The 26,956-nt window shown below is 41.5% G+C and carries 14 protein-coding genes; 3 read left to right on the forward strand and 11 right to left on the reverse strand.

Annotation, left to right across the window (positions count from 1 at the left end; translation table 11 throughout):
* The first annotated feature begins 3 nt into the window (after positions 1 to 3).
* Positions 4 to 1,896 carry an FAD-dependent oxidoreductase gene (locus tag B151_RS17995; protein WP_020402489.1) on the forward strand — a complete coding sequence of 631 codons (1,893 nt, stop codon included), beginning with the start codon at positions 4 to 6 and terminating at the stop codon, positions 1,894 to 1,896.
* Positions 1,897 to 2,095: 199 nt separating this feature from the next.
* Here the strand turns inward: B151_RS17995 and B151_RS19380 are convergent, their stop codons facing one another.
* The 9 genes from B151_RS19380 to B151_RS19390 all read right to left on the reverse strand — a co-directional run bounded on the left by B151_RS19380 (position 2,096) and on the right by B151_RS19390 (position 19,961).
* The gene (locus tag B151_RS19380) at positions 2,096 to 4,663 is read right to left on the reverse strand and encodes a T9SS type A sorting domain-containing protein (protein WP_169332185.1); all 2,568 of its coding nucleotides are present in this window, start codon (positions 4,661 to 4,663) and stop codon (positions 2,096 to 2,098) included.
* A 133-nt stretch (positions 4,664 to 4,796) separates the two neighbouring features.
* Complete coding sequence (locus B151_RS0104895; protein ID WP_020402491.1) at positions 4,797 to 6,626, reverse strand: sodium:solute symporter family protein; 1,830 nt, start codon at positions 6,624 to 6,626, stop codon at positions 4,797 to 4,799.
* Positions 6,627 to 6,636: 10 nt separating this feature from the next.
* Positions 6,637 to 8,613, reverse strand: coding sequence for a family 10 glycosylhydrolase (locus B151_RS19385; RefSeq protein ID WP_083909862.1), 1,977 nt, complete (start codon positions 8,611 to 8,613; stop codon positions 6,637 to 6,639).
* Complete coding sequence (locus B151_RS0104905; RefSeq protein WP_020402493.1) at positions 8,603 to 9,748, reverse strand: glycoside hydrolase family 10-like protein; 1,146 nt, start codon at positions 9,746 to 9,748, stop codon at positions 8,603 to 8,605. Before B151_RS0104905 ends, B151_RS19385 begins: the two co-directional genes overlap by 11 nt.
* Positions 9,748 to 10,860, reverse strand: a complete 1,113-nt coding sequence (locus B151_RS0104910) for a GntR family transcriptional regulator (protein WP_020402494.1) — start codon at positions 10,858 to 10,860, stop codon at positions 9,748 to 9,750. Before B151_RS0104910 ends, B151_RS0104905 begins: the two co-directional genes overlap by 1 nt.
* Before the next feature lie 4 nt (positions 10,861 to 10,864).
* Complete coding sequence (locus B151_RS18010) at positions 10,865 to 11,866, reverse strand: PorV/PorQ family protein (RefSeq protein ID WP_020402495.1); 1,002 nt, start codon at positions 11,864 to 11,866, stop codon at positions 10,865 to 10,867.
* A gap of 8 nt (positions 11,867 to 11,874) precedes the next feature.
* Positions 11,875 to 15,138, reverse strand: a complete 3,264-nt coding sequence (locus tag B151_RS0104920) for a fibronectin type III domain-containing protein (protein WP_157470693.1) — start codon at positions 15,136 to 15,138, stop codon at positions 11,875 to 11,877.
* 11 nt (positions 15,139 to 15,149) lie between these two features.
* A complete protein-coding gene (locus tag B151_RS0104925) occupies positions 15,150 to 17,798 on the reverse strand; it encodes a TonB-dependent receptor (RefSeq protein ID WP_169332186.1) in 2,649 nt (882 codons plus the stop codon).
* A gap of 54 nt (positions 17,799 to 17,852) precedes the next feature.
* On the reverse strand, positions 17,853 to 19,961 hold the full coding sequence (locus tag B151_RS19390; protein WP_020402498.1) for a T9SS type A sorting domain-containing protein: 2,109 nt from the start codon (positions 19,959 to 19,961) through the stop codon (positions 17,853 to 17,855).
* A gap of 346 nt (positions 19,962 to 20,307) precedes the next feature.
* Here B151_RS19390 and B151_RS0104935 point away from each other — a divergent pair, with 346 nt between their 5' ends.
* Positions 20,308 to 22,995: an alpha-mannosidase gene (locus tag B151_RS0104935; protein WP_020402499.1), complete on the forward strand. Its 2,688-nt coding sequence runs from the start codon at positions 20,308 to 20,310 to the stop codon at positions 22,993 to 22,995.
* A 175-nt stretch (positions 22,996 to 23,170) separates the two neighbouring features.
* Positions 23,171 to 24,682, forward strand: coding sequence for a peptidylprolyl isomerase (locus tag B151_RS0104940; protein ID WP_211207821.1), 1,512 nt, complete (start codon positions 23,171 to 23,173; stop codon positions 24,680 to 24,682).
* A gap of 11 nt (positions 24,683 to 24,693) precedes the next feature.
* On the opposite strand, the gene B151_RS0104945 is transcribed toward B151_RS0104940, so the two are convergent.
* Together B151_RS0104945 and B151_RS0104950 are read right to left on the reverse strand one after the other, a co-directional pair.
* On the reverse strand, positions 24,694 to 25,869 hold the full coding sequence (locus B151_RS0104945) for an AGE family epimerase/isomerase (protein ID WP_211207822.1): 1,176 nt from the start codon (positions 25,867 to 25,869) through the stop codon (positions 24,694 to 24,696).
* A gap of 38 nt (positions 25,870 to 25,907) precedes the next feature.
* Positions 25,908 to 26,837: a DUF4434 domain-containing protein gene (locus tag B151_RS0104950; protein ID WP_020402502.1), complete on the reverse strand. Its 930-nt coding sequence runs from the start codon at positions 26,835 to 26,837 to the stop codon at positions 25,908 to 25,910.
* Positions 26,838 to 26,956 lie beyond the last annotated feature (119 nt).

Genomic DNA, 26,956 nt, shown 5'->3' on the forward strand with positions numbered 1-26,956 from the left:
ACTATGAAGCGTCTCCTTATCATTCTCATTTCCACAATTTTTACATTACTGAGTTGCCAAAAAAAAGATGAAGTTATCTCAACGGAGATCGCCATCGTGGGTGGAGGTACGAGCGGAACGGCTGCAGCCATCCAAGCCGCGCGAATGGGACAAGAAGTGGTACTCATCAACGAAACGAATTGGTTTGGCGGGATGCTTACTGAAGCCGGCGTGAGTGCCACCGATGGAAATCATCAGCTGCCATCGGGCATTTGGGGCGAATTCAGGGAACATATTTATGATTATTACGGTGGACCTGATTCGGTATTTACAGGCTGGGTCAGCAACACGCAGTTTGAGCCCTCTGTCGGAAATGATATTCTGACCGAAATGATAGCAGCCGAAACAAATATCAGAGTATTCAGTGGCTGGCTGGTAGATTCGGTTTTGGTTGAACAAGGAAGGTTGCGGCAGGCTTGGTTCACGAATGAAGACGGGGAATCACTGTCGATAGAAGCTTCCGTTTTTATTGAGGCCACCGAATATGGAGACCTGATGGCTAAAGCCGGTGCAGCATATGATATCCATATGGAAACTTACGAGGAAACAAAGGAAGAGATGGCGCCGGCGGAACCTCATCCTTACGTTCAGGATTTAACCTACACCGCCATCCTGAAAGATTTCGGAAAAGGGACTGATAAAACCATCCCAAAACCCGCCTCTTATGATCCATCGGAGTTTGAATGTATGTGTAAGCAGGTTTGTGCCAATCCTACCGAAGATCTACTGGATTGCGATTACATGCTTGAATACGCCAAGCTTCCCAATGAAAAATACCTCATCAACTGGCCAACCAACGGAAACGACTATTACGCGGAAATCCTGGAAAAGACGTATGCCGAGCGGGATTCTATTCTGGAACTTGCTAAAGATATGACCCGCTCCTGGATCTATTTCATGCAAACCGAAGGTGGCTATACAAATCTTGGATATGCAGAAGATGAGTTTCCTACCGCTGATCATTTTCCGCTTATTCCTTATATCCGTGAAAGCCGGCGTGTGCAAGGCGTAGATCGACTGTTCCTGTATGATCTTAAAGACCCCTATGCCCTGCCGGAGCGCCCGGTGTATAAAACCGGTATTGCTGTTGGAGACTATCCCGTAGATCACCACCGCAAGAAAAACCCAGTTCCTAAACAATTTCATTTTCCCAAAATACCCTCCTACACCGTGCCTTACGGCAGCTTAATTCCCCGGGAAATTGACGGATTAATTGTGGCAGAAAAAAGCATTTCGGTTTCCAATATTGTGAATGGGACGACCCGATTACAACCGGTGGTGCTTCAACTTGGTCAGGCTGCCGGTGCTGCCGCAGTGCTGTCTGTGCGGGAAAACATTCAACCCAGAGAAGTGGATGTTCGTACTTTGCAAAATTATTTGTTAGACGCCGATATGTGGTTGATGCCTTACATGGATACCACACCGGATGATCCTGCATTCCGGTCTATCCAAAAAGTGGGGCTGTCCGGTATTATGCGGGGTAAAGGCATTCCCGTGGCCTGGGCCAACGAAACCCGGTTTTATCCCGACAGCGTTGTTACTGCGGAAAATTTGAATGAAATTTTGGACCGCCTGGAGCTTGAGAATGATTATACCGGAACTGGCACCATACCCCATGAGGACATTCTTGAACTCTTTTGGGCTGAACTTGGAGAACCGGCAGGGGCAAATTCCGAAAACAATACTTTGGCTTACTTTCGGTCTCAGGACTGGTTTCAGGATCAGGCAAGTGAAATTGGGTTTACGGGCAATGAAGTACTGACCCGCGCGCAGCTTGCCTGGCTGATCGATCATACGTTCCGCCCTTTTGAAAATGATGAGGTGCAGATTGGTTTCCCGAACTCTAAACTGGATTGATTTCTAAACCGTTTTAAATAGTTGCGATACTAATTTATGAATTTTAAATACGGACCGGGTGGTCCGTATTGGCATTCCCAACAGGGTTGTTGGAATGAGGTTTAAAGTGCAGCTTTTCTCTATTTAAAAAAATAAGGCCCCGGGCAAGTTAATGCCCGAGGCCTTGTGGTAGACATAATCAACCGTTAGAGATAGTTGATTATTTGATCAGCATCATTTTTTTAGTGGCCGTAAACTGCCCGGCTTTAATGCGATAGATATACATTCCACTGGACAAGTTGGAGGCATCAAATTTTACGGTGTAAGAACCGGCTGATTTGCGTCCTTCCAGGAATTTAGCGACTTCTTTTCCGGTGATATCATACACCGTCAACGAAACCTCTGCTGCTTCCGGTAACTGATAAGCAATGTTGGTGCTTGGGTTGAACGGATTCGGATAGTTTTGATCCAATGCAAATACATTGGGTAGATCTTCCCGCTCGTTCGATACACCCAACATTCGGGCTATATTGATATCAAAGGTATCACTGGCAAAGCGTACACTGTCACCGGCCATAGCTGTTACCGTCCAGATCAGGTCAATTGATTCACCTTCTGCTACACCCAAAGATGCTAGGGCATCATCCAGTGCCTGATAGGTAAGAGTAAGTGTGGTATCCATTCCCTCGTTATCTGAGGCGATACTTAACAGTGGATCGGAGAAGTCGCCATCGGTAGCATCGGCATGCCAGGTATAGGTCACTGACTCATTAGACGAAGCTTCGGCCCAGGTAATACTAACTTCTGTTGAAGCATCTCCGGTCAATGAAAGTTCGGTTCCATCAGCCGGTGATAATAAAGCAAATGGTTCTATATTGGTTGGAGCTAACAAGTCACTAATATCCAAGGCAACAATAGCATTATTGGTATCCATTAGATATAGACGATTATTGCTTCCATCAAAAAGCACACCACCGGTATTATTCAGGTTATCATTTGCACCTAATGGTCCTAATTCCATGACTAAGTCATAAGAAGTCCCATTTTTCTCGAAGATATAGAATAACCCATTAGTGAAGGCAGGTCCGGCAGCGACCAAGGTTTTTCCGCCTTTTTCAATGACATCATTCACCATCACGGAATTCAGGTCAGGTGCTGCTACATCTGCTGAAGCAAAAGTGCTTCCCAGGGAACCATCTTCAAAGTTAAAGAATTGCCCTGCAGCGCCGGTTCCTGTAGCAAGGACGCTATCTCCCATCGCACTGGAAAACCCACCACGACCTACGTTTTGTGGCACGGTATATTCAGCAGCTTTGGTTAGGGTACTTCCGTCCCAATCGAAGGTAGCGATTACACCGGTGTTACTGCCGCTAAGCAGTACTTTTACATCAGTACCGGAGCCAACCACGCCCAGTGCATCACCAAATCGGGTCTTATTATCCAGATCTCCTTCAAATACCACTTCGGGAATACTGGTTTCATCGGCCCAACGGTAGATCTTTACTCCATTTCCTCCAAGGATAAGATTAGCCGTAAAAATCTGTCCATCAGATGTTGCACGGATTTGGTTAAATGCGAAGATACCCCCGCTTACTACCTGCTTGTCAAAGAAATCAGCAAGGTTATAGGCATGGATCGCGTTATTGGTATCCATTAAGTACAGGCGTCCGTTTGCTTCATCAAATAGTACACCACCGGTGTTGTTACCGTTGGAATTTTCACCTATTGGACCTATTTGACGAACTAATTCTACACCATCGGTTACATCCAGTAAATAGAATGTGCCGTTTGTAAATGCAGGACCAACAGCTACAAGATGACGTCCTTTATACATAATTTGGTCGTTTACCATCACAGAATTGAGATCTGCAGATGCGATATCATCAGAAGAAAGCTGAGAACCCAGCGTTCCATCAGCTACATTTAAGAACCGAGGTGCTGTACCTGTTCCGGTGATCAACACACTGTCCTCGATTACACGAGAAGAAAATCCTCCCCGGGCTTCTCCGGCAGCTACAGTTATATCCGCTTCTTTGGTCAATGTAGCTCCATCCCAACTAAAGGGAACTACTTTTTCGGCACCGGAACCGCTTAGTAGTAAGGTGACGTTGGTTGTATCTCCTACAACTCCGAAAGAATCTCCTAAACGTCCCCCCAGTGAATCAGCAAATATCTGAACCGGAGCAGCATTTTCATCAGCCCACCAGTAGATGCGGGATGTATCACTAATAGCAAGATTAGCAGTGAAAATCTGTCCATCTGGAGTAGCTCTGATCTGGTTAAATGCGAAAGTACCGCCTGAAATACCTGTATTATCCAATATTCCAACTGAATCGCCAGTAGCAGCATCAATCAGTACCGGAGTAACCCCGCCTTGTCTACTTGCAACAATAAGATTTCCCGTGGCCGGATTGTAGCCTATACCTCTTTCTGTGTTTCCTGTACCAAACCAATTACTGGTTGGTGCTTCAACAGACCATATAGGATCTATATTTTCTGCAGGAGGCTGAACTGTTGGCAATAAGCCAAGAGAGTCACCGGTGGTTCCATCTATTATTACAGGAGTCACACCACCTTGTCGGCTGGCTACGATGAGATTACCTGTCGCAGGGTTAAAAGTAATACCACGTTCGGTATTACCGGTACCCAGCCAGTTACTGGTTGGTGCATCTATACTCCAAAGAGTATCAACCTGTGCAACCGCATTTGTATTGAATGACAAAGTCATAGCAAATACAAATAGCATGCTTAGCACAGTACTTGTTATCGATTTGTAAAGATTAGTCATGTTAATCTCCCCATTAGTTCTGGTTAAGGTCAGCTTTTTAAAGGCCGACATTCTATTTTTTGTACGCCGCTAAAATGCAGCGAGAGTACATTCTTTGTATTTTATCCTTACCAAATTCCTTCCTTTGTCAACCCTAACGCTCATCACTTGATAAGCTATTGATTGGGGGCTCCTGTTCTGAATCAAGATCGTTTTCTGTGGATAGGTGCCTAAACCATGTGAAATACAATCCAATCGAAAGCGATACCAAAAGGATCAATGCAATTCCAAATTCTTCCCATTGCCGAACCATAAACAGCATAGGTGTTATACAAAGGATCAGCATCCACGGCACTGCCAATACGGTTGAGAAAATGTCCCTTTTGTTCTCAGCTTCAACTCCTTTCATTTTCTGAGCGGGCATTTTCTTTTTGATATGCCCCCAAAAACCAAATGGCCGGGTTGTTTTATAAAAATTTTCCAAAATTTCGTCATCCACTGCCGGTGTAAGAAACGTTCCTATAATACAAGCCGCGAGTGAGATGCTTCCCACGAACATAAAAAGTTCATATTCTGTGAAATCAGGAAAGAAAATAAGCTGAGAAAAGGCTGCTATCATACCAGCCAACACTCCCGAAGCAAATCCATATCCATTAAAACGCCACCAATACCACCTGATAACCTGTGGAACAATTAATCCGGAACCCAATCCCATAGTGAGCCATCCCCAGATATCATTGATATTTTTGAACTGTTTGGTTAGCAGATATCCATCAACCACAATTAGGATAGAAGCGACTCTACTGTGTATTATAAGTTGATCTTCAGAAGCTTCAGGGTTTATAAATCGCTGATAAATATCTTTCACCCAATAGGCAGCTCCTGAATTTACAACCGAGTCAAACGTCGACATGGCGGCGGCTATCAATCCGGCGATAACAAGCCCTGTTAACCCTACCGGAATCATGGTTGAAAGAACGGCAGGTAAAACTTCCTCCGGATTTTGGATCACCGAATTAGAAGCGCCCCAGGCAATTCCCATCATGGCAACTGCCACTACAAACGGCCATCGGAATGAAAGCAAAAAGATCCAAAACAGGCTCAACAAACCGGCCTCTCTGTCACTCTTTGCAGCAAAATATCGCTGAATCAAGTACCCCCCTGATCCACCACTGCCCTCTATCGTTGTTTTAAAGAGGTAAAAGAGGATGGCAATCCCAAATAAATTATACTGACCATACTCCCCCGGCAAATTCATTTTCCAACTTGGTAGAATGTTGGTCCAATCTTCAATATTTACATTCAGTGTTCTAAACCCGTCTTCTATCAGCGGGACAGATACCTGGAATGTCTCTGCAAGCGGATAATTGATAAATGCTATACTGCAGGTCAGTATGATTGCTATAAAGACCAAAAATCCCTGCATCACATCGGTGTATACCACACCATAAAGACCTGATGCCACTGTGTAAATAGTAGCTAAACCAATTATTCCAATGGTCGCAAACTCGGCATTAATTCCCAATATCTTAGCTAAAAATATTCCCCCTCCCTGTGCAAAATACGTTACTACCGTTACCGCAAAAAGAAGATTTGCCACCGCACTTAATATTCGGGCTGCATTACCGGCTTTATCTCTTCCAAAGCGTAGTTGCATCCATTCTGCAGCAGTCATGACTTGTGCCCGACGGTTCCATTTTCCCATAAAGACCATCAGGAAAGCCATGATCAAAACAATACCTCCACGAAGTTCGATAAAGAACCCTTTAAGTCCCAGTGCATAGATCATTGCAACAATGATCATGGTTCCTGAAACATCAAAATTTGAAGACATTCCTGAAGCACCCAATGCCCACCATGGCATGTTTCGATCTCCAAGAAAAAAACTATCAATACTCTTGGAGGCCTTACGCTGCAAATAAAGCCCTAAGCCAATCAAGGCAACCAGGTATCCAACTATAATTACATAATCAATGGTATGCATTAGACCCCTTTTATTTTACTAAGATCATTTTCTTGCTCATTGTGATATCACCTGCTTTAAAGCGATATATAAATACCCCACTTGCAAGCTTATTGGCATCGAATGTAACTTGGTGACTTCCTGCTGCAAATATTCTTTGGTCTTCAAGTAAGGCAACTCTTCTTCCAAGAATATCAAAAACTTCCAGTGTTACTCTGGATGATGTTGGTAGTGTAAACCCTATTTTAGTAGTTGGATTAAAAGGGTTTGGATAATTTTGCTGAAGTTTATAACCGGAAGGAATTTCGTTTCTAAGCTCCTCATTAGACGTGATGACTGCATCGATTTCGACCGTTGGCGACTTCTTGCGATCCAGCAGTAGCATGACGGCATCTGCATAGGTTGGTTTTCCGTCAGTTACTTTATCCGCATCAATTTTTACTACCGTTTGAGTTCCTTTTTCCAGATATGTATTCCCTATTTCTATCCAGCCCCAGTTTGTGGAAGTTGTTTGATCCAATATGACCTCTGAAGTGTCTTCTGCTCCAAAAACTTCGTAATTCGCACTTTGAGTGGCTTCATTATCGGTGGGAACCCAGGCGTAGACTTTATACCAAGCTTCGTATGGAACATCGAGGTCATAGGTGATCGACGACTGAGAATTCGCTTCTGCAAAAATAGTCTGGCCTGAAAACCCCTTTTTATCAGAATTGGTCCATGTTCCGGTAATGGTAACGCTATCGGTTGATTCATTGGTTATAATTCCCTTTGGTCTTCTTACCTTTCCATTCCGGTTCGGAAGTATGGCCGGAGTTCCATATTTATATTTGTAAAGAGTATCAGCCAGGTTATTATTCTTTTCATCAAGTCCCTCAAAGAAAAAGTAAACTTCACCTTTAAGGTCATACTCCCTGTTGAATTCGATTGCATTTAATACATACTCGTCATCATTAAAAGTCCCCCCTGCTTTGATCAAAATTCCGGGAAAGATCTGTGGTCGAAATACACGATGAATGTAGCCCTGGGAAGAAAAAGGTTCTCTTCCCAACATATTTCTAATTACAGTTCGGTAGCCTCCAATATCATAGCGGTAAGCTTGGGGGTGAATGATATCCACATAATTAGAATCTAACCATGTAGGCCAGTCTTGCAGGTAGTTATCATAACTGAAACTATATATAGAGGGAGAGAGTGAAAGCGTAAGCAAACTGTCTTTGCTCTTCACCATGCTATACAAATCTCCCGCAAATTCTGTTAACTTATCGGCTTTCCATTTTAAGAAGGAAGCATCGTCGTAACTGGCCGGAGGGTCTTCTCCATCATGTTCTTGCCGGTAAAGTTTTTTCGTGTAATCACTGTAACCGGCAGTTGAGGACATTGCCGGCAGCCTATCATCTCCCTGAACACCATCTATGTCGTAGTTTTCGATGGCCTCTTCCATGATTCCCAGCATAAAGTCTTGTACTGAAGGATGGATCGCATTCATCCAATAAAAACTATTACGGTTAGCAATATTGCCGTCTACATCTTTCGCAGCCCAATGTGGATTTCGTTGAATGATATGCCCTCCTGTTGGGTCTCCATACACACTTGCAAAACCATACTCAAACCAAGGAATTACTTCCATTCCATTGCGATGAGCTTCAACAATTATTTCACGAAGTGGATCCCTCCCCTGGTTGGCAAAAACCGGATCCTGCAGGTAACCGATCGAATCTTTAGCCACCATACTTGGGAACAAGGTGTACCCTTTATTCCATACTACAGGATATATTACATTAAAGCCGCGCTCAGCCAGAAAATCCATTCCTTCAGCGATGTTTTGCTTACTGTTAAGCACATCACTGTCAACATTAGTGATCCAAACACCCCTTAATTCTTCAACATAGGCCCCTTCATCCTGAGAAAAAACATTCTGACTCAGGAAAAGCATACTAAATAGTATTGTTAACAATCTTCCTGTTTTAAAGACTCTTTCGATGTTATTCTTACTGTATCTATTCTGCATAAAAGTATTTTTTTAAAGAATCACCAAGGTGATCATTTTGATCAAAGAGCCCTTCATAAAAGAAATAAACTTCTCCATCGAGCCCCTTTTCACGGTTATGTTTTACAGCTTCCCTTACGTATTCAAACCCATTATACCGATCGCCTGCTTTGATGATGATACCTGGCACAATTTTCACTTTTTCGTGCCCCGTACTCGTTTGGTAGTTATCTATCATCCCATCAATGGTGTTCTTATAGCTTTCTATATCCCATCGGTAAGCTTGTGGAATTAGCAGGTCTACGGCTCCTTCCTCTATCCAGGAAGGCCAATCTTGCAAGTATTGCTCTTTTGACCATGGATAAATACTTGGAGAGAAAGAAACGATCAAATTCTGATCTACGGACTTAATTGAATCATATAAAACAGACGCATATTCTGTTAGTTTACGCGCTTTCCAATTAAGAAAATCATCTTCTGACGGATTATTTGGAACTACTTTTCCGGTTTCTTCTAAGTAAAGTTCACGAGTAAAAACACTGTAACCACCTTCTGAAGGCATAGCAGGCAACCGGTCATCGCCCTGAATACCGTCTACATCATAATTTTTGGCTACTTCTAAAACCAAAGAGGTCATGAATCTTTGAACTTCAGGATGAAGTGCATTCATCCATTCAAAGTTATTTTTCTTAAGCAATTTACCGGATGAATCTAATGCGGCCCAGTTTGGCTTAGCCGCTAAAATATGGCCACCATTTTGGTTATAGGAACTTGAAAACCCAAACTCAAACCAAGGTATAACCTTCAGACCCTGTTTTTTTGACTCCTTAATGATCACTTCTAATGGGTCTCTGTCTTGTCCTTTTAACAGCGAATCTTGATTGAATTCCTCACCAAATGTTTTAGTCATCACATCACTTGGATATAACGTATATCCATCATTCCAGACTACCGGAAATACGGTATTAAACCCAAGATCAGCTATCTTTTTCATGCCGTTGGCAATAGCTTCATCACTGAGCATGATGTCACTGTCAACATTTGTTATCCATACCCCGATTACAGGATCAAGATCGGACTTCTCTTTATTGGTCGAACATGAGATCAATGAGCCCAAAAAAAACAAGGAAATGATGTATATGAGTTCTTTAGTCATCAGGCTGATTCCCTCACAATCAGTTTGGGTTCCAGGTGAATGGCCTGAGGACCGGTATATGTCCCATCATTATCCATTAGCTGCTGCAAAATATTATATGCTGTTTTACCGATCTCATACCTGGGAACTTCAATAGTGGTAAGAGGAACCCGGGCCTCAGAACAGCGATCAATGTTATCAAATCCAATGATGGCAATATCTTCCGGAATCCTGATGCCCTTTTCTAACATCGCTTTTTGAAAGCCCATTGCGATCAGGTCATTAAACATGAAAATGCCATCTACATTCATTTCTTTGATGTTCAAAGACATTCCTAACTTATAACCTTCATCAAAAGCTGTATTCTCAGTACTGAACGAATACCTGAAAACATGGCATCTTTCAGCCGGGTTCTCGCCATGCTCCCTGAGTGTTTCAAGAAATCCATCAAGGCGCATATCATCGGTTTTATAGCCATGCTCTCCGACAATAACGCATAGTTTTTTCTTAGAGCGTTGCAATAGATGTTCAGCCGCTAAACTACCTCCTTTGAAGTTATCGACATCAACAGAGGGCAATTTAGAATCATATACATCATGCAGAATCACTGTAGGTATTGCATTCTTACTGAGTTCATCATAAATACGAACTCCATAAATTGATTTTCTTCTTGTAGTGACTACTAATCCGTCAACTTCATGAGAAAGCATCATCCGCAGCAGTGAGTCCTCCTGTTGATGGAAGTCGCGGGATACCGTTACCATTAACTTTTTTCCTTTCTGATCAGCTTCGTCGGCAAGCCCGGCATAAATACCTGAGAAATAAGGCCCTTCAAGATCACGTATCAACAACCCGATTTTGTTCGTTTGGCTTTTAGGCCTGACCAATCTATCGCCAAGAAAATTCTTATTTGCAAAAGTACCCTTCCCAACCCGGCTAATGATGACATTCTCATCATTCAAAATCTTCATAGCCTTTTTTATGGTAGACATGCTAACGTTATATATTTCCGTTAGCTTTAAGTAGTTAGGAATTTTTCCATCTTCGCCGAAGTAGTCCTCCTTGATCTTCTCCTTTAAGTCTTCAGCTACAATTTCGTATAAATGTCTGTCTGTATCTGTTATATCTACCATGATTTTAAAACTTAAGTGATACTCCTATTGTGTGAATATACCCCAACTCATTACGGTCACTCATCGCATAATCAATTGAGATCTTATCGATGGGTGATAATCCGACTCCGAAACGTAAATGACCTAATCCATAATTATCACTTATAAATAGATTACTGTAACCGGCTCGCAGAAATAAGGTTTTTCTAAATGCATATTCAGCACCGGTATTTACGTAGTTGTTGTTGTTATTGGGATAAATGGCATCAGCAGCTAATATTAACCGATGATCGATTGTTTTAATGAGCTCTGCATTCAACCCAATTCGAAACAGTAAAGGTAAATCCCAGTCTGAAGTCATTAGATTTGCCGGAATTCCATCATTGTTGCCTGAATTATTGGGATCCAGGTCAACCGGTACGTAGGTATTGTCTCCACTGAGTTTCATCTCCCCACCGAAATTACTAATACTGAAACCCAGCCTAACTCTCTCAAAAGGTGTTTTATACTGAAATCCAAGATCCAAGGCTAAAGTAGAAGCTTTCATCCTCCAGATCTGATTTTGTACGAACTTTACGTTTCCTCCGATCCCAAAATTTTCAGTTAACTTTTGAGCATACGTTACACCAATACTTATATCCTGAACTGAAAACCTTTCACCTGTTCCATCCGGATAGGTTACTGTTCGAACATCCATCTCTCCGCCATCAAACATATATACACTGGCTCCGAGATAGATATCATCGAATTTAAAAACAGAAGCTGCATAATAGAGTTTGGTATCTACAAACCACTCGGTATTCTGAAATGTAGCCTGATTAGATTTTAGGTTTGTGACCCCAGCAGGATTCCAATAAAGCGCACTGATCTCATCAACCACAGAAACATAGGCTTCCCCCATTCCAATACTTCGGGCACCAACCGGTATTTCAAGAAAGGACGATGCTGTAGTTCCTACCTGACTTTGGGCAAAAACAGGCACCGAAAAAACTAAAAACAAAAATATGAATATGACCCTTTTGCTCATTTTCATTCCTATTTGATAATTGCAAATTTACCGGTCTTCTCGCCAATGCCCGGTGCTTTAACGTGATAGAAATACAATCCATAGGCTACCTCAAGTCCATCTTTGGATTGCAAGTCCCAAACTCCTACCCCGTCTTCAGCCTGAATCTCCCGAACGAAAACACCACTGTTGGTAAATATTCTGATGCTGGCATTCAGGGGTACATTTCGGAACTCTATTCGTTGCTCTCCCCTCCCGGATAAGAATGGGCGCTCTTCCACAATAGTAGCAGCTACGTAGGGATTTGGGACCACGATAATTTCATCCAGAATTGAAGAATCTGAAGTAGAATCTATGAATGAAGCAGTTGTAGTCAATCCATAGCGATCTTGCTGACTGAACGGTATTTGGGCGTTAAGTTCAAAAGAATCTCCCATTCCGGGGACATAAATTTGGTTTGCAGGCAGTTCTGCACCGGTTGCATCGACGGGTTTAAGAAATTTGATATTCCAGGCTATCACATAATCATCATCACCCGGTTCTTCTTTGAATAATAGCTGGATCAGTTCATCTTGATCTATTCGTCCATTTTCGGTTGAATCCGGTTCATCAAAAATAAACTTGATCTCGTTACCCGTATTTTTTTCATATAACCTGAAATTGACGGGAAAAGAAAAGTTTCCGGAATCGGAGGTATAGGCAGAATCCAATACTTCCCCATCTCCGCCCACTTCCAATACAGCACGGATAGGCCAAACTGGAGGATTAGGAACAGAAAATGTTGGGTCCGGAAGGGTGACTTGTGTTCTCAGATTTGTTTCACTGTCAGTAGTCCAACCCGAATTTTGCTGCGTATTCGATTCATTGGGATATTGATTCTCAAATTGCAGGATCAATCCTTCTTCCAAAAGCTCATAGGTCCAATTGGTGACAAACTCACCGTCAAGGTTCGTAGGGACCGGACTATTGTCTACAATTAAGTTGCCATTTTTATCGGTAATGCTAAATGCCGTGGTCTCATATTCAACAGCCGAGGTGTCATTCTGTGGATAAACCACCGGTTTTTGAGAAAAGGACAGGCTGTACTCCTGATCTTTGAGTAGATTTTCGTCAACTACCGAAGCCCTTACTGTTCCTGTTGCTTTCCCTGCATCCTGATCTACCCGTCCACGGTTATCAACATCCAATGTACCTAAAACCACATTGCTTGCTTCCGGGTTGGGGCGAACCTCCACAGTATTTGGATCATAATTAGTAACCACTCCCTGGGTAACTGTTATGCTGGCAGGAGATTCAGATGGAGAGATCGGGAATAAGTTATCGAGGTCAGAAATACCACGATCGAAATAGGTTTCATCGTACCCGGCATCATAAGCAATGAGGGCATAATAATAGGTTCTTCCGTTGATAACATCTTCGTCCACGAAAGAATGCTGAATTCCAGTATCCTCCCCCATATAGTAATGTACACCATTGGGTATGCCAATCTCCTCGCCAAATTGGAGTTCATGGTATCCGGTAAGTCCATTAATTTTATCAAATTGAGCAATGGAACGCTTGTAGACTGAGTTTCCAAAGGAATCGGTAACATCTTCTGCATCATTGAACTGTGGATCGGTAGACTTAATGATCCGATATCCTTCAAAATCCTCCCCATAAACAGGATCTCTTGACACCTCTGATAGTTCATCCCAGATCAAGGTTACTTTTCCATCTCCCGGAATAGCTCGCAGGCGGGGCTGTCTTGGAGGAACCGCAAACCGATAATCGGAGTCGTAAATACGCTGAGCTACTGCTGCCGACCTAAACATGGCATCCTCATTAGCACCAAAAACAAAACTGGTAGAAAAACGCTGACTGGTATTTGGCGGGAGTTGAAAGGCGCCGGAACCAAAGATCCATATCTGGTTCACGCCCTGACTTGGTACATCAAAGAAGCCGGGTTGTACATTCGGCCAAACCGTTTCTTCGTCGTGAATGTTAACGGCTCCAAAAAGAGGAGCATAAAACGAGGTTAACCCAATTTGATCGGACTCATCATTATCTAATCGCCCAAAGTTTGGTTCTCCCTGATCTGGGCGCCCGTTTCCTTCTGAGCCATCTGCATCCGGGCCTGGATATCCATCCTGCTCCGGACCTATTCCATCCGAGCCTACATCATCGATAGATGCGTTCCAGTCACAGTCTTCATCTCCACTCCAGTGTTCTTGTGGATCATCATAGTTTCCACATGGGGCAAAAGCGAATGAACCTGCGTCATTATCACGGGATTCATCCACAAGACCATCATTGTCATTATCGGTCAGGTCAAAATCCAATCCCGGACTTTCCAAAAACTTCCAGCCGATATATCCCGGTGCTATATCTCTGAATTGTGTCCATGATCCTTGCCCGGTGCTACTCCAACCATATACAATATCCTGGTTATTATCGAAGCCTGCAGCATCATCAGATGTACCTGCACCGGCTGGATTTACATCCGTATACCCTCCAAAAATAATTGGCTTATCATTGATGTCTGTTGTGTAGGTCTGATCGCCGATATTGGATACTTCATACTGCATAAACAGAATATCCTTCGCCAGCGCCTGCGACCACTGGAATACTCTTACCCGAACCTGCAATCCCAATCCTCCTTTGGTTGTATCTCCATCAACCGGGTAATATTCATATTCTGTGTTTGACAGGTCATCCATTACATAGAAAACTTCCTGGTCAGCATTAAACTGGTTCAATCCAAAATAACCGTTCCAGTTACCATCCCATTCAGCACTTTGATCCGGCCAGGATTGAGGCCAACTGTCGGGATTTCTTGAGTTTGCAATTTCAGGTTCATCTGTATTTTGGTTAAAGTATCCCGGCAGGGGCTGAAATTTCCATCTTATATTGGTATTTGGATCTATATCACTAACATCACTGCTTGCACCATAGCCATCTGATATCACTGTGACCTCCTGCCCATCGACATCTTCTGTACGCGTCAGGATCATACCCGTCATTTCGTGTAAATGACCGTGACCGGTTCCTTTCGGCCAAACCCCAGCCTGATTTATACTTCCATTTCCATTTCCAACCGTACCCCAATTCGTGATGATGGACTCCACCTGATTCCCGGTTACATTAAAATCAACCCTGGAATCTTGTTCCCCCTCATTGGGATCTATGAAAACCCCGGATTCGTTGGTCTGCGCTTTTACCACAAAGTTGAAGCTCATTACTATGACACACAGCAAACCTAACCTGGAGAGTTTTTGTGCCGCTTCTAAATTATGGTTCAATCTTCTGATCTTCATTAAAAACTGAATTAAAAATTAAACTGAAGACCTGCCTTCAATAATCTGGGTGCAGGTTGCAAAACCGGATTGGTCAAATAATCTCTTAAGGAATTAATTCGGCTATTCCCGTTTGAAATATGAGCTTCAATCTCTGATTCAAAAATCTTTGGTTCGCGGTCTTGTCGGTAAAAATTGAGCAAGTTTTCGGCCGTAAAAAATAGCTGGCCTGTAACCCCATAGAGCTCAACCCGATATCCTATTCTTAAATCCACGATAAATTCTGCATTGTAACGCGCCTGATTTCTGAGTACAGTGATATCATTCCGCTGTACATTTTCAGGAGTAAAGGGATAGCCGGTATGAAAAGTAGCCAACAGGCCAGCCGTAAGGTTGTTTTGTAAATAGGTCAAACTACCGGAAATATTATGTCGCTGATCCCAGCTTAAGGGAAGTAGCTGCCTTGTGGTCTCGTTATTTTGCTGTGCATTGAAAAACGCCTGCTTAGGATCACTTGCATTTCCTTTTACTGACTGATAGGTGTAATTTACAGAACCCATTAAACCAATATCGGTTCTGATGTCGGTTGAAAAAGTGATTCCACGAACGCGACCAAAGTCTGTATTCTCATACCGCCCCCAGGTATCTCCACCGGTTCTTGCTTCATACAAAGTAGTGCCAACCAATTCCCGGATATCCCGGTAATAGGCCGTTACATCTATGCCTACATAGTCTCCAATTTGTTGTTGCAGACCTATTTCATAAGTATTAGATCTCTGTGCATCCAGCCCTGCATTGCCAATAAATTGTGTGAAATTACTGGATTGCACTTCAAATTCAGGGTTTTCATATAAGCGGGAGTATTCCGGGATCTGAAAAAACTGGCCATAAGAAGCATGGATAACTCCATTATCAGAGATAGGAAATGCAAAACCTATTCGGGGACTTAGTTGCCATTTTACTTCAGTGGCCCGGTATGCCTGATCTTCAGGAAGCCCTTCAGAGTTGGAAGGATCCCTAAGATCGGTGGGAACCGTACCCCGGGCATCAAAATAGTCGAACCGTAAACCTACATTTACGATCAGATCAGAGATCTCAATTTTATCCTGAATAAAAGCAGCTGCTTCAATAGGGCTTTGATTATATTGGTTGTGTAGCCTTGAAGAAATAGGAGGAATGGTACGTTCAAGGTTATCAACCCTTCTTGCCTGAATAAAAAATTCTTCGAAATCAAGCTCGTTGTATCTGAGTTCGATCCCTGTTTTAACCAGATGTTCGGTTCCAAACTGTCGGGTAATATCAAAGCGGGCTGCATAAGTGGAACTTGTTCTGTCTAAATAATAATTATCCACTCCACCGGTGTTAAATACGTTTGCAGGCTGATTATTTCTCCCGTCTATGTATCTGTATTTCTCTGAAAAAGGGTCTTGATAATTATATTGTGAAAAGTCTGTGGTATAGGCTGTTAACCTAAGATTGTAAAAAGTGCGATCATTCAATACATGATTTACCGTCAACAGATGATTGTAAGAAGTACTTCTTTGGGTCGGTAAATAATCCGGATTTAATCGGTAATTATGGCGGTAAAAATTAGACTCAGAGTTGGATCGGGTGAGTGAATAGGTAAACTTCAGATTATTGGTTAGCCTATAAGTAAGCTTTCCCATTGTTGTAAGTCCTTCCCTGGAATTCATGGGAACTACTGAGGAATCTCCCGTTGACTCTATAATCCAATCGCTTGGGTTGTTTGATGAAAAGTCGGAAGAGTCGCTGGGTTGAAATACTCTTCTCCCAAATAACCATCCCTCATTATTGGTGTATTTCAGGTTTGTAAAAAAAGTAAGTTTATTCTCAACAATTGGGCCTGAAAGAGAACCTTCATAACTTTGTTCCCCTACATAGGATGCCTCATCAATTTCGTAAAAATTATTAGGGTTTCCGGTTGCATAACTGCCAACGCTCCCTATAAATGTACCTTTAAACTCATCGCTACCATCACGGGTTACAATATTGATAATACCACTGTTAGCTTGTCCATATTCAGCGTTGTAAGTTCCGCTAATGACTTCAACTTCTTGTATTGCAGAATTCTCTACTGGCGTGGCTAATGCATTACTGAATGGATTGGAAACAGCCACTCCATCTACATAATATTTGATTTCACTGCTTCGACCTCCCCGGATATGAAGAGATCCGTTTTCACTTTTAGATACACCGGCTTGTACCGATACCGTTTCTGTAAAATTATTAACGGGAAGGTTTAAGATCTCATCTCCACTTACTTTTGCTGATGCAGAGGTCTGATCTTTAGTGATCATTTTAGCATTGGCAACAATGGTAACTTCCTCCCCCTGAAAAGTTTCTTCCTGTAACTGGAAATCAATTTTCGTAGTTCTGTCAACAGAAACTTGTACTTCTTCAACCTTTACAGTTTTAAAACCAATCATGGATGCTACAAGCGTGTAAGTACCCGGACGTACATTGAGGATAAAGTAGTTCCCATCCACATCTGAGGCATTACCCTTTAATTCTCCTTCCAATACTACATTCACACCGGGAAGCGGGTTTCCTTCTACATCTGTTACTTTACCGGAGATTTTGCCTGTAGTTTGTGCAAAGCCACCAGTTATTGAAACAAAAAGAATGAAAATTGTAAGTAGAATACACCTTATGAAGCTCATTAATCCTCCCCTATACATCCGGATGCAAAATGCACCCGGACAGCGGCTCCTTATTTATTTGATAAGTGTCAGTTTTCTTGTAAGAATAGTTCCTGCAGCTTCCAGCCTATATAGGTAGATGCCACTTGAGAGATCGCTACTTGCATCAAAGCGGACAGTGTAGGTTCCTGCTTGTTTGCGTTCCTGAAGCAACGTGGCTACTTCTTGTCCCAGCACATTATAAACCTTCAGCGTTACCTGTGAGGATTGCGGAATAGTAAACTGAATATTAGTACTCGGGTTAAAAGGGTTCGGGTAATTTTGCTTTAACTGTATGCTTTTAGGCAGGTCGGTTGCATACTCCGTTTCTTCTGTAGAAACTCCCACTTTTTCATTGGTTAAAACAATTTCACCACGCATCATAAAACTTTTGGAATCTCTCCAAAGTGAAGGTTTATTGCCTAATCTTAAAAAGCGGTTCGCAGTCCGAGCCCCTTCTCCCTCATCTTTATCTGTCAGATCTGCATCAAAAGAAATAACCTTCCCGTTTTCAGGAACAAATAATGGCCATTCTAAACCAAAATATTCAGAACGGGTTCTTCGGTTATTAATTTGTCCTGCCAAACTTGAAAATGGAAGCTTCCACTCCATAATATATCCTGTTTCGTCAGGTGTTCTCACTGCAGCAGCTGAATTTCCCTTAAAGATTACAGTATCTACGTATGCGCCATTATAATCTTCAGGATCTACCGGTTCATCTCCATAAGGTAGCGCTCTGAGGGTTAGCTGGTAATCAGCGCCTCTGGTAGATTCAACATTGTCATATTCATCCGCTATTCGATAGGTTCGAGTAGCCGGAATAGTATCAGTGAAAGCCGAGTCTGTCCCTGCATTTCTAAAGTTATACATTTCGAATTCCCCTGCACCTTCAACATGCGGATTGGATGGAATATCACTGATATCATATAACCCTAAATACGCACTTAGGTGGTCATACTGAAAAGCTAAGTTTGGAGTATCCAATGTCTCTATCATAGGGGTACCTTCATCACGGACCCGAACTGCGAAGTAAATATTTGCTGTATCCATTTTAATGGCTAAATATCCGCTGAAGTCATCCGGAGAATCGGGTGTCCCCTGAATCAGAACCCAATTGGGAATATCCTGATTCACTGCCATAAAGGGTGCATCCAGCCAGTCGCTGAGATCGGCATCAATAGATACATCCTGAGATTCTTTATAATCTATACTGTACGTCCACCTTGGGGTATTATTTGGATTATTTGACATATCCACAACTAAACCCCGAAAACCAAATCTACTGGAAAAAGTATCCAGCCCGCCTCCGGTACCAAGTGTTAAACGCTCAGTATCAGGTGTCCCATTTGAAACTTCATCGGCATCTCCTATGGTCGCATCCAACGATATAACATCCCCATCTTGAGGAGAATACAATGGCCATTCAAAGTTTGCAAAGTCCCCGGATTCGGCACCAAGCTTCCCCGCAAGAGATTCAAAAGGAACTTTCCATTCAAGGGTATATCCTTTTGAATCATCCCACAGAGAGGTTGCTACTTCGGTATTTGGGATTTCCGCATTTACATATCCGTAGTTATAAGTTATCGGAGAATCTGCCGCTCCATACTCTACAGCCCTTACTCCAATTTGGTAATCAGGACCTAAGGTAGTAGTAGTATTATCGTATTGAGGAGCGATTCTAAACGTTTTCCCTGTATAGATCTGTTCATCAGAAACAGGATCTGTCAGACTATATCCCTCATCTGAGCTGAGTAATTCTGTGTGAGGATTCAGATAAGCATCAGGACCAATATCGTATAAGCCTAAGAAAACATTTAAATGATCATAGTTAATAAGATTTGCGGCATCGTCTGCATCTGATATCATGGGATTATTTTCATCTCTGACATTCATCGCAAAGTATATATTACTCTCATCCATCTTAACAGCAAACCATCCACTTGCATCTGTAGGTGCGGAAGGATATTGACCTGAATTTTGTGTTGGATTGATAATCTGATATGCAGGATGATCAACACTTAAATAAACCCATTGCGCATCACTCCAATCCTCAAGACTGCCATCTACAGTGACCGTATCGCCATTCAACGCCACCCTATAAAGGTTGTCTACTGCCGGAGATTGGGCATGTAAAACAGTCGTCATTAATATTAGTGTAAAAACCGTTGATAGTAGCTTGTTTATCATATCATTCCTCACTCATTATCGTTGTTAAAAACTCAATGTTCATTATGTATATAATTTATGCCCAATGAGCCCTCTCATTATATTTAACTGTTTTGAGTTTGTCAATTCATTAAAGAATAATTTTTTTTGGTTATTTTTGAGTGTTAAAAGCTAAAAAAGCGGTTACAATTTTAATTCTAAAATCTTGTAACTACCTTAAGTCTAAAAGGTTAAATTGCCCCTTAAGCTGATTATGAATACATAAATAACTATTATGCACTTTATGACCTTTTTATTACATTTACCCAAAATTTAAAACCCCCAAATGCAGAACGGCATCAAAAGAAAAGCAATTTTAGTTTCTCATACCCACTGGGATAGAGCGTGGTATTTAACATTTGAAGAGTTTCGGTACAGATTAGTTGGTATGATTGACCGAATACTTAGTTTACTCTCAAAGGACGATTCATTTCGATGTTTCGTCCTGGACGGCCAAACCATTTTAATAGATGATTATCTTGAGATCAGGCCTGAGAATGCTTCCCTTCTTAAAGAACTCATCTCAAAAAATAAATTAATCATTGGGCCTTGGTACATACTTCCAGACCTTTTTCTTGTAAGTGGGGAATCTATTATCCGCAATCTTCAGATCGGTAACAAGATGGCAAAAGAATATGGAGGGCGACTTGATGTTGGCTATGTCCCGGATCCATTTGGACATATTGCACAACTTCCTCAAATTCTAAAAGGGTTTGATATCTCTACTTTCATTTTTATGAGAGGCATGCCTAAAGAAGTAGAAGATCAAAATACACTGTTATTTAACTGGGTAGCGCCCAATGACGATAGTGTTCTCGCCTATAATACTAAAGATGGGTATCTGAATGCTTCGAATTTAGGATATACCAAAGAAATTGGGCGGTTTGATTGTGTTAAACCGGATATCAAAAATGCGGATAAAAAGATAGAGCAAACCCTATCAAACCTGGGTTCTTTCCACCCAAAAAATCTTTTTCTATTAAATAATGGCATGGATCATATGCCGGAGCAACCTGAAATACCTGAACTCTTACGAAGGTTGAATAAAGAAAATCCCGATCTTGAAATTCAGCATGGTTCATTTTCAGACTTTATGCAAGAAGCCCAAAAAGTGGACACTGAAATTTCTTATACCGGCAACCTCCTTGGAAATGAAGATCACCCCATCCTGCTGAATGTCTATTCCACCCGCGTTTATTTGAAACAGCAAAACCAAAAAGCACAAAGCATGCTTGAGGGAATAGCAGAACCTGTTTCTGTTATAGCCAATGATCTGGTTGACTTCCCCATTCCGGATTCCTTCTTAAATCATGCCTGGAAAACCCTACTCAAGAATCACCCCCATGATGATATTTGCGGTTGCAGTGCCGATGGAGTTCACCAGGACAATGAAGTACGGTTCCGGCATGTTATTGAGAATAGCAATAATATCTGTGTAAGCTCTCTGGAAGGGCTTTGTAAGTCAGGCTTCAATAATGAATATTTAGAAAATATCGATGGGCGTTTTAGAGATGTTTTTGTGTTCAACCCTCACCCTTTTCCAAAAAAGAATGAGTGGGTTGAAGCCACCGTAGTATTTCCTAACAAGGAACTTGAAGAAGATGAAATTTTACCTGAGAGACAATTAAAGGCTTTTGACGAAAATGGAAATGAACTTGGACTTAATGTTCTTTCTACCCAAGCTCCCTTCTTGAAAGCAGAATTTATACAATTTACATGGGGCAGATTATACAAATTATCCCTCAAAACTGATCTTCCGGCCACCGGTTATAAATTGATTCGTATTTTAGAAACCGATTTAGCACCCAAAGATCTACCTTCTGTTACAAATGGTCTCATTAGTAACGAGCATTATGAAATCAGGATAACAGGAACCGGTCTCCATGTTACTGATAAAAAGCACAAAATTGATTTTCCTGATTTTATCACTTTTGAATATACACAGGACGACGGGGACACTTATTCCTACAGCAAAGCATCTGAAGAAATTTACAGCACATTTATAAATGCGAAAGTGGGTTCCGGTAACCAAACTTTAAAGGCGAACTATTCAATTGAAGTTCCAAAGAATTTAGGTAGCCGGGAAACCATTACGATCCCAATTAAAGTACACGTTGATCTTTTTAACAAAGATCAACTTTCAATACAAGTTTCCTATAAAAATGTAGCTGAAAACGGACGCCTTCGAGTTTTACTCCCAATTGGTTTTAAAACTGATGTAAGTCATGCAGATGGTCATTTTATGATCTATGAGCATACCAAAAGGCCTGTTATTGAACCGGAAAAATCTAATGGCAGATATGAAAAATATCCCGGTGAATTAAATTATACCACTAATTTTCAGAACGACTTCTGTTTTGCAAAAAGCACTTCTCACATTACCTGGATTGCCAACAAGGGATTAAATGAGTACGAGCTGATTGAAAAGCAAGGAACATCATATTTCGCGGTTACTTTACACCGGGCGGTTGGTTATTTATCCGTCAGTAACGGTTCCATTAGAAGGCCCCATGCCGGACCAAAAATTCCTACACCTGAGGCTCAATGCCTGAGACAATTATCTTCTGAATTATCGTGGGGTACTTCAAAATCAGATATTTATGCAATAGTTAGAAAAGCCAAGGCATTTGCCCATCCCGTCTATGTCCGCGAACTCCCAGTATTGCATAATTTACCTCAAGAAGGCCCATTGCCTCGCCAGAAATCATATCTTAAAATTGAAGATCCCCGAATTCAGCTATCGGCTTTTAAGCCTTTGTCTCACAATAATGATATCATTTTAAGAGTATATAATATTTCAGATGATACCGTTTCTACTGCTGTTAATTTAGGTTTTGATGTTGAATGCTATGTTGAAACAAATATGTTGGAGCAGTGGGTTGAGGGTAATAAAGTGAGTGTGGGGGGATCCTCATTTGATATTGAAGTAAAACCCCACCAAATCTTGACTTTAAGGTTAAGAAAGCAAAAGTAACATGGTACCAAAACGATTATATCTTCTTTTATGGGTTGCTTTATTGACAGTATCTGGATGCCAAAAAAAGGAACTCAGCCACTCTGTGGCTTCTTGGAGATCAGTCGAACTTTCTGAACCAGTTTTTAAAACGCAATATGTGCGTTATCTAAGTACGGCACCTATTGAGGATTCAATGGAAAACCGTAAAGCCTTTGCACAAAGATTGCTTGAGCGCAAGATTGTAGCACAAATTGCATCAGAAGCTAAATTTGACACCCTTAAACCTGTTCGTGAAGCCTTACTCAGGAAAAGAGAAACTTCCTTGGCCAGGCATTTTGTTCGCAGCCGGATTGAGCCTGCCATACAATCCCCAAACGAAGATGAAGTATGGGAAGCCTACCGCCGAAGCAACACAAGAGTAAAGCTGTGGCAAATTTATGCTCCCTCAAAGCAAGAAATCAATGATTACTACAGCCGCTTAAAGCAAGATTCATCTTCTTTTAAGGAACTGGCCATGGAATCTATGCTTGACGCCGGAGAGTCCGCAGAAGCATTTAAAATGGGATGGGTAAACTGGAATGAAATGGATCTTGCTCCTGAAAGAACCGCCTTTGATTTGGAAATACATGAAAATTCAAAGCCGGTACAGTCTTTGGCAGGGTGGCACATCTTCAGGATGGTCAACAAAGAAGAAACTTTCTTTGCCGACAAAACCACTTTCAACAATGCCAAAGAAAAAATTCAGACCGTGCTGAAACGAAGAAGGTTTGAGGAAGAAAGCGTGAAATTCATTGATTCGGTGTTATCAAGAACCGAATTAGCTGTTTATCCTGAAAATATAAACCGCTTATGGAATTATCTGGCTCCAAGACTGCCAAGTAATAACAATCAAATACCTGCTGTTCTAAACAAGGAAGCAAATTCTTACCATGGAGACAGCCTGTCTCCAAATTTAACTCTGGCTGTTCTTGACGGTACCCCTTTTACCGTAGCCGATTTTATGATGAGACTCCCCAATATCCCTTATTGGCAACTTCAGCCAAATTTGAGACCGGCACTTGAAACATTGCTGAAAGATAAATTCTTCAGTGATAGAGCGATAAAAGAGGGGATTCAGAAAGAGGAGGAAATCCAAAAAGAAATAGAGATTGAACGTGTTCGTGTTCTTAACCTTGCGTACAAAAATGCATTAGCAGATACTTTAAACCTAAACCGCATTGCCGGAACCTGGTATGACAAGTGGAAAGATCGCTATATCAAGAATAAAGTGGTAGAATTTAACACCTATTCCTTTGAAGATTCGACCACAGCAAGAATTTTCTTAAAAGAATTGCTAAAATCCAAAGACCAAGAAAATACGCTGAGTAACTTTAAGCAACACTGGCAAAAAAATCGGGTATCACTTAACTCCATCAAACATGCTTCTCACCCTGTGTTTGAATTAGCAAATGCTAAAGTTACTGAAAACAGTATAACACTGTGGGGTCCCTACCTCCTAAATGGAACTTGGGAGTTCCTCGAAGTTCTATCCGAAAGAAAAGTTTATCGAGAGTTTGAAGAAGTTCAGCAGGATTTACTTCAAGATATTGTAGCACGTATTCCGGAAGTTACACATCAAGAAATATTAGCAAAAGCCGATTATAATCCGGATGAAATTGAATACAATGAATCTATCCTGCAAGAGGTTTTGCCTTTCTACTTTTAGGACCGAATTAATTAGATATCGCTTTCCAACTTTTTCAATAGTTTCCAACTTAAAAGCAATGCTCTTGGTACATGGAAGCAGCCTTTATAGGGGCCTCCTTTAAACCGGTGTGTTCGTTCTCCCCTCCTGTTAAGATATCCATACCATTCTCCGTGTTCCGGGTCAGGAAAATGACTTAAACTATACTCTGACACTTGCTCAAAAAATCTAAAATCTTGTTCTTCTTCTGTGATAGAGTAATTTAACAAATGGGCATATACAGCCTCAGTATGAGGCCACCATAACTTCATATCCCATTCAAGTTGGGTTGGTGAGTAACCCTCTGAATCAAGAAAGTAGAATATACCTCCGTGCTCTTTATCCCAGCCCTTTCTATAAGACCACCTAACCATATTCACAGCCGTTTGAGAAAGTTCCTTATCGTCCAGCTTTTGAGCCCAATGTTGAAGAAACCATCCTGCTTCAATTGCATGGCCGGGATTCAAGAGCCTGCCCTCGATGTCATCAATAAATTCGCCCCCGGGAGTTACTGTTTCAAAAACCAGTTTTCTTTCAGAATGGACATGCAGTAACATCCGGCGAATACATTCTTTGATCTCCTCTTTATAATCTTCCCAATCGTTTGCCGCTACTTCTTCAATAAGGTTTAACAATATCATAGGAATAGCGAGCCCTTGTGATTCTTCTTGTCCTTCATAGATCGGTCTTCCCACCTTTGAAAGATCGCTTGACCACTGCCAAACATCGTGAAAAACTGATTTAGCTTCTTCCATAAATTCTGTATTCCCGGAAGCACGACTATACTCTGCCAACGCCATTATATAAAAGCACTCCGAGAATATTTTTCGCTGCATCCACAGGCCTTTACCCTCTCTTGTTGTTGAAAAGTACACTCTTCCATCCTTTCGCTTTGCCTTCTCAAGGAGAAAACGGGCTCCCATTTCCGCCATTTCCAACCACTCCTCCTTTGGAGTTACGGTATTGTAGAGCTTACTGAACAACCAAGTCTGTCGTCCTTGTAACCATATATGTTTGCGGGTATCATAGACTGCACCATCTCTATCCAGGCAATTATAAAAACCACCATTTTTTTTATCCGGGGAAAATTTTTCCCAAAAGGGAATCACTGAACTAAATAGTTCTTTTTCAAATTTCTGACGGTAATAAGTAATAATGTTTTTGTTCATTTTGCCCATTCGGATGCTATCATAAATGTTTCATAAATCTATACCGAAGGAATATCGAATCCCTGGTCTTTTAACCAATCACAATACTGTTTATATAACCCATGCGCAGATAGATACATAGAATTCGGGCTCATAAAATGGGAAAATTCAAAGGTAATAAGATTTTCTACTCCGGCTTTCTCAGCCAACTCCATTTTATATCTTAGATTCTTGAACGGTAAAGGTGGAAATTTAATAGGCATATCACGGTCAAAAGACTCTACATTACTCCAGCATTCCAAACCGAATTCATCAGCCAAGGCCTTATGCACCTCTAAATAGTCTTTGAGCTCATCAAACCCAACCTGGCCGTCCTGAAAAGCTACAATATCAATATGGCCGGCAATATGCTCAAAGATTTCTCTCCATTCTTTAGTATGTTGTTCAAAAGAGATCGCATCAACAGCAAACTGTTTCACACCATGTACATACGGTGAAATCAATATGGGTTGATCTTTTAATTTCTTAAGGTGAACCGACATTTCTTCATATACATCTAACACCCCTTTTTCGTACCGGCCGATCTCATGGCTTATATACCAACCCTTAAAAGCTTTTCGGTCGCCATATTTTTGTATTACTTCATCACAATATTCTTTATTGAGCTCAATCTCTTTTTGATATTCTTTGTTCACCCAGTATTTCCCCGAATCGTACAAACCAAAAAAGAAATCCATATCACATCGCTCAGCTTGCTCAAGAAACAAATCTAAAAGGTCGTGATAAACAGGATATGTATTCATATTTTTTGAAAGTACATCGGAGTTAAAGACAGTATGTTGCTTATAGCCTGCGCGAATCAGTATCACCGTATCAATGCCTACGGCTTTCATTGCGTCAAAATCTTTAACCCAATCCTCTCTGGTCCAATTTTGGGAAGGAATGTCATGAGTAATTTCATCTAAAAAAGTACCTTTCAGTTTTATCATCGTGAGTTGACTCCGTAATCTGAATTCTTCAATCAAAAATCAACATCGGCATTTTTACAAATTATGTCCATTTATGCACATTATGCTTCTTGATTAAGAAATAACAATGGCCTATCTAC

The sequence above is a fragment of the Gracilimonas tropica DSM 19535 genome (assembly GCF_000375425.1).
Lineage (GTDB): Bacteria > Bacteroidota > Rhodothermia > Balneolales > Balneolaceae > Gracilimonas > Gracilimonas tropica.

Bases quoted from the DNA above. Each gene is read 5' to 3' on its own strand.
- B151_RS17995 (WP_020402489.1), top strand. From the start codon at position 4: ATGAAGCGTCTCCTTATCATTCTCATTTCCACAATTTTTACATTACTG.
- B151_RS19380 (WP_169332185.1), bottom strand. From the start codon at position 4,663: ATGACTAATCTTTACAAATCGATAACAAGTACTGTGCTAAGCATGCTA.
- B151_RS0104895 (WP_020402491.1), bottom strand. From the start codon at position 6,626: ATGCATACCATTGATTATGTAATTATAGTTGGATACCTGGTTGCCTTG.
- B151_RS19385 (WP_083909862.1), bottom strand. From the start codon at position 8,613: ATGCAGAATAGATACAGTAAGAATAACATCGAAAGAGTCTTTAAAACA.
- B151_RS0104905 (WP_020402493.1), bottom strand. From the start codon at position 9,748: ATGACTAAAGAACTCATATACATCATTTCCTTGTTTTTTTTGGGCTCA.
- B151_RS0104910 (WP_020402494.1), bottom strand. From the start codon at position 10,860: ATGGTAGATATAACAGATACAGACAGACATTTATACGAAATTGTAGCT.
- B151_RS18010 (WP_020402495.1), bottom strand. From the start codon at position 11,866: ATGAGCAAAAGGGTCATATTCATATTTTTGTTTTTAGTTTTTTCGGTG.
- B151_RS0104920 (WP_157470693.1), bottom strand. From the start codon at position 15,138: ATGAAGATCAGAAGATTGAACCATAATTTAGAAGCGGCACAAAAACTC.
- B151_RS0104925 (WP_169332186.1), bottom strand. From the start codon at position 17,798: ATGAGCTTCATAAGGTGTATTCTACTTACAATTTTCATTCTTTTTGTT.
- B151_RS19390 (WP_020402498.1), bottom strand. From the start codon at position 19,961: ATGACGACTGTTTTACATGCCCAATCTCCGGCAGTAGACAACCTTTAT.
- B151_RS0104935 (WP_020402499.1), top strand. From the start codon at position 20,308: ATGCAGAACGGCATCAAAAGAAAAGCAATTTTAGTTTCTCATACCCAC.
- B151_RS0104940 (WP_211207821.1), top strand. From the start codon at position 23,171: ATGGAAAACCGTAAAGCCTTTGCACAAAGATTGCTTGAGCGCAAGATT.
- B151_RS0104945 (WP_211207822.1), bottom strand. From the start codon at position 25,869: ATGAACAAAAACATTATTACTTATTACCGTCAGAAATTTGAAAAAGAA.
- B151_RS0104950 (WP_020402502.1), bottom strand. From the start codon at position 26,837: ATGATAAAACTGAAAGGTACTTTTTTAGATGAAATTACTCATGACATT.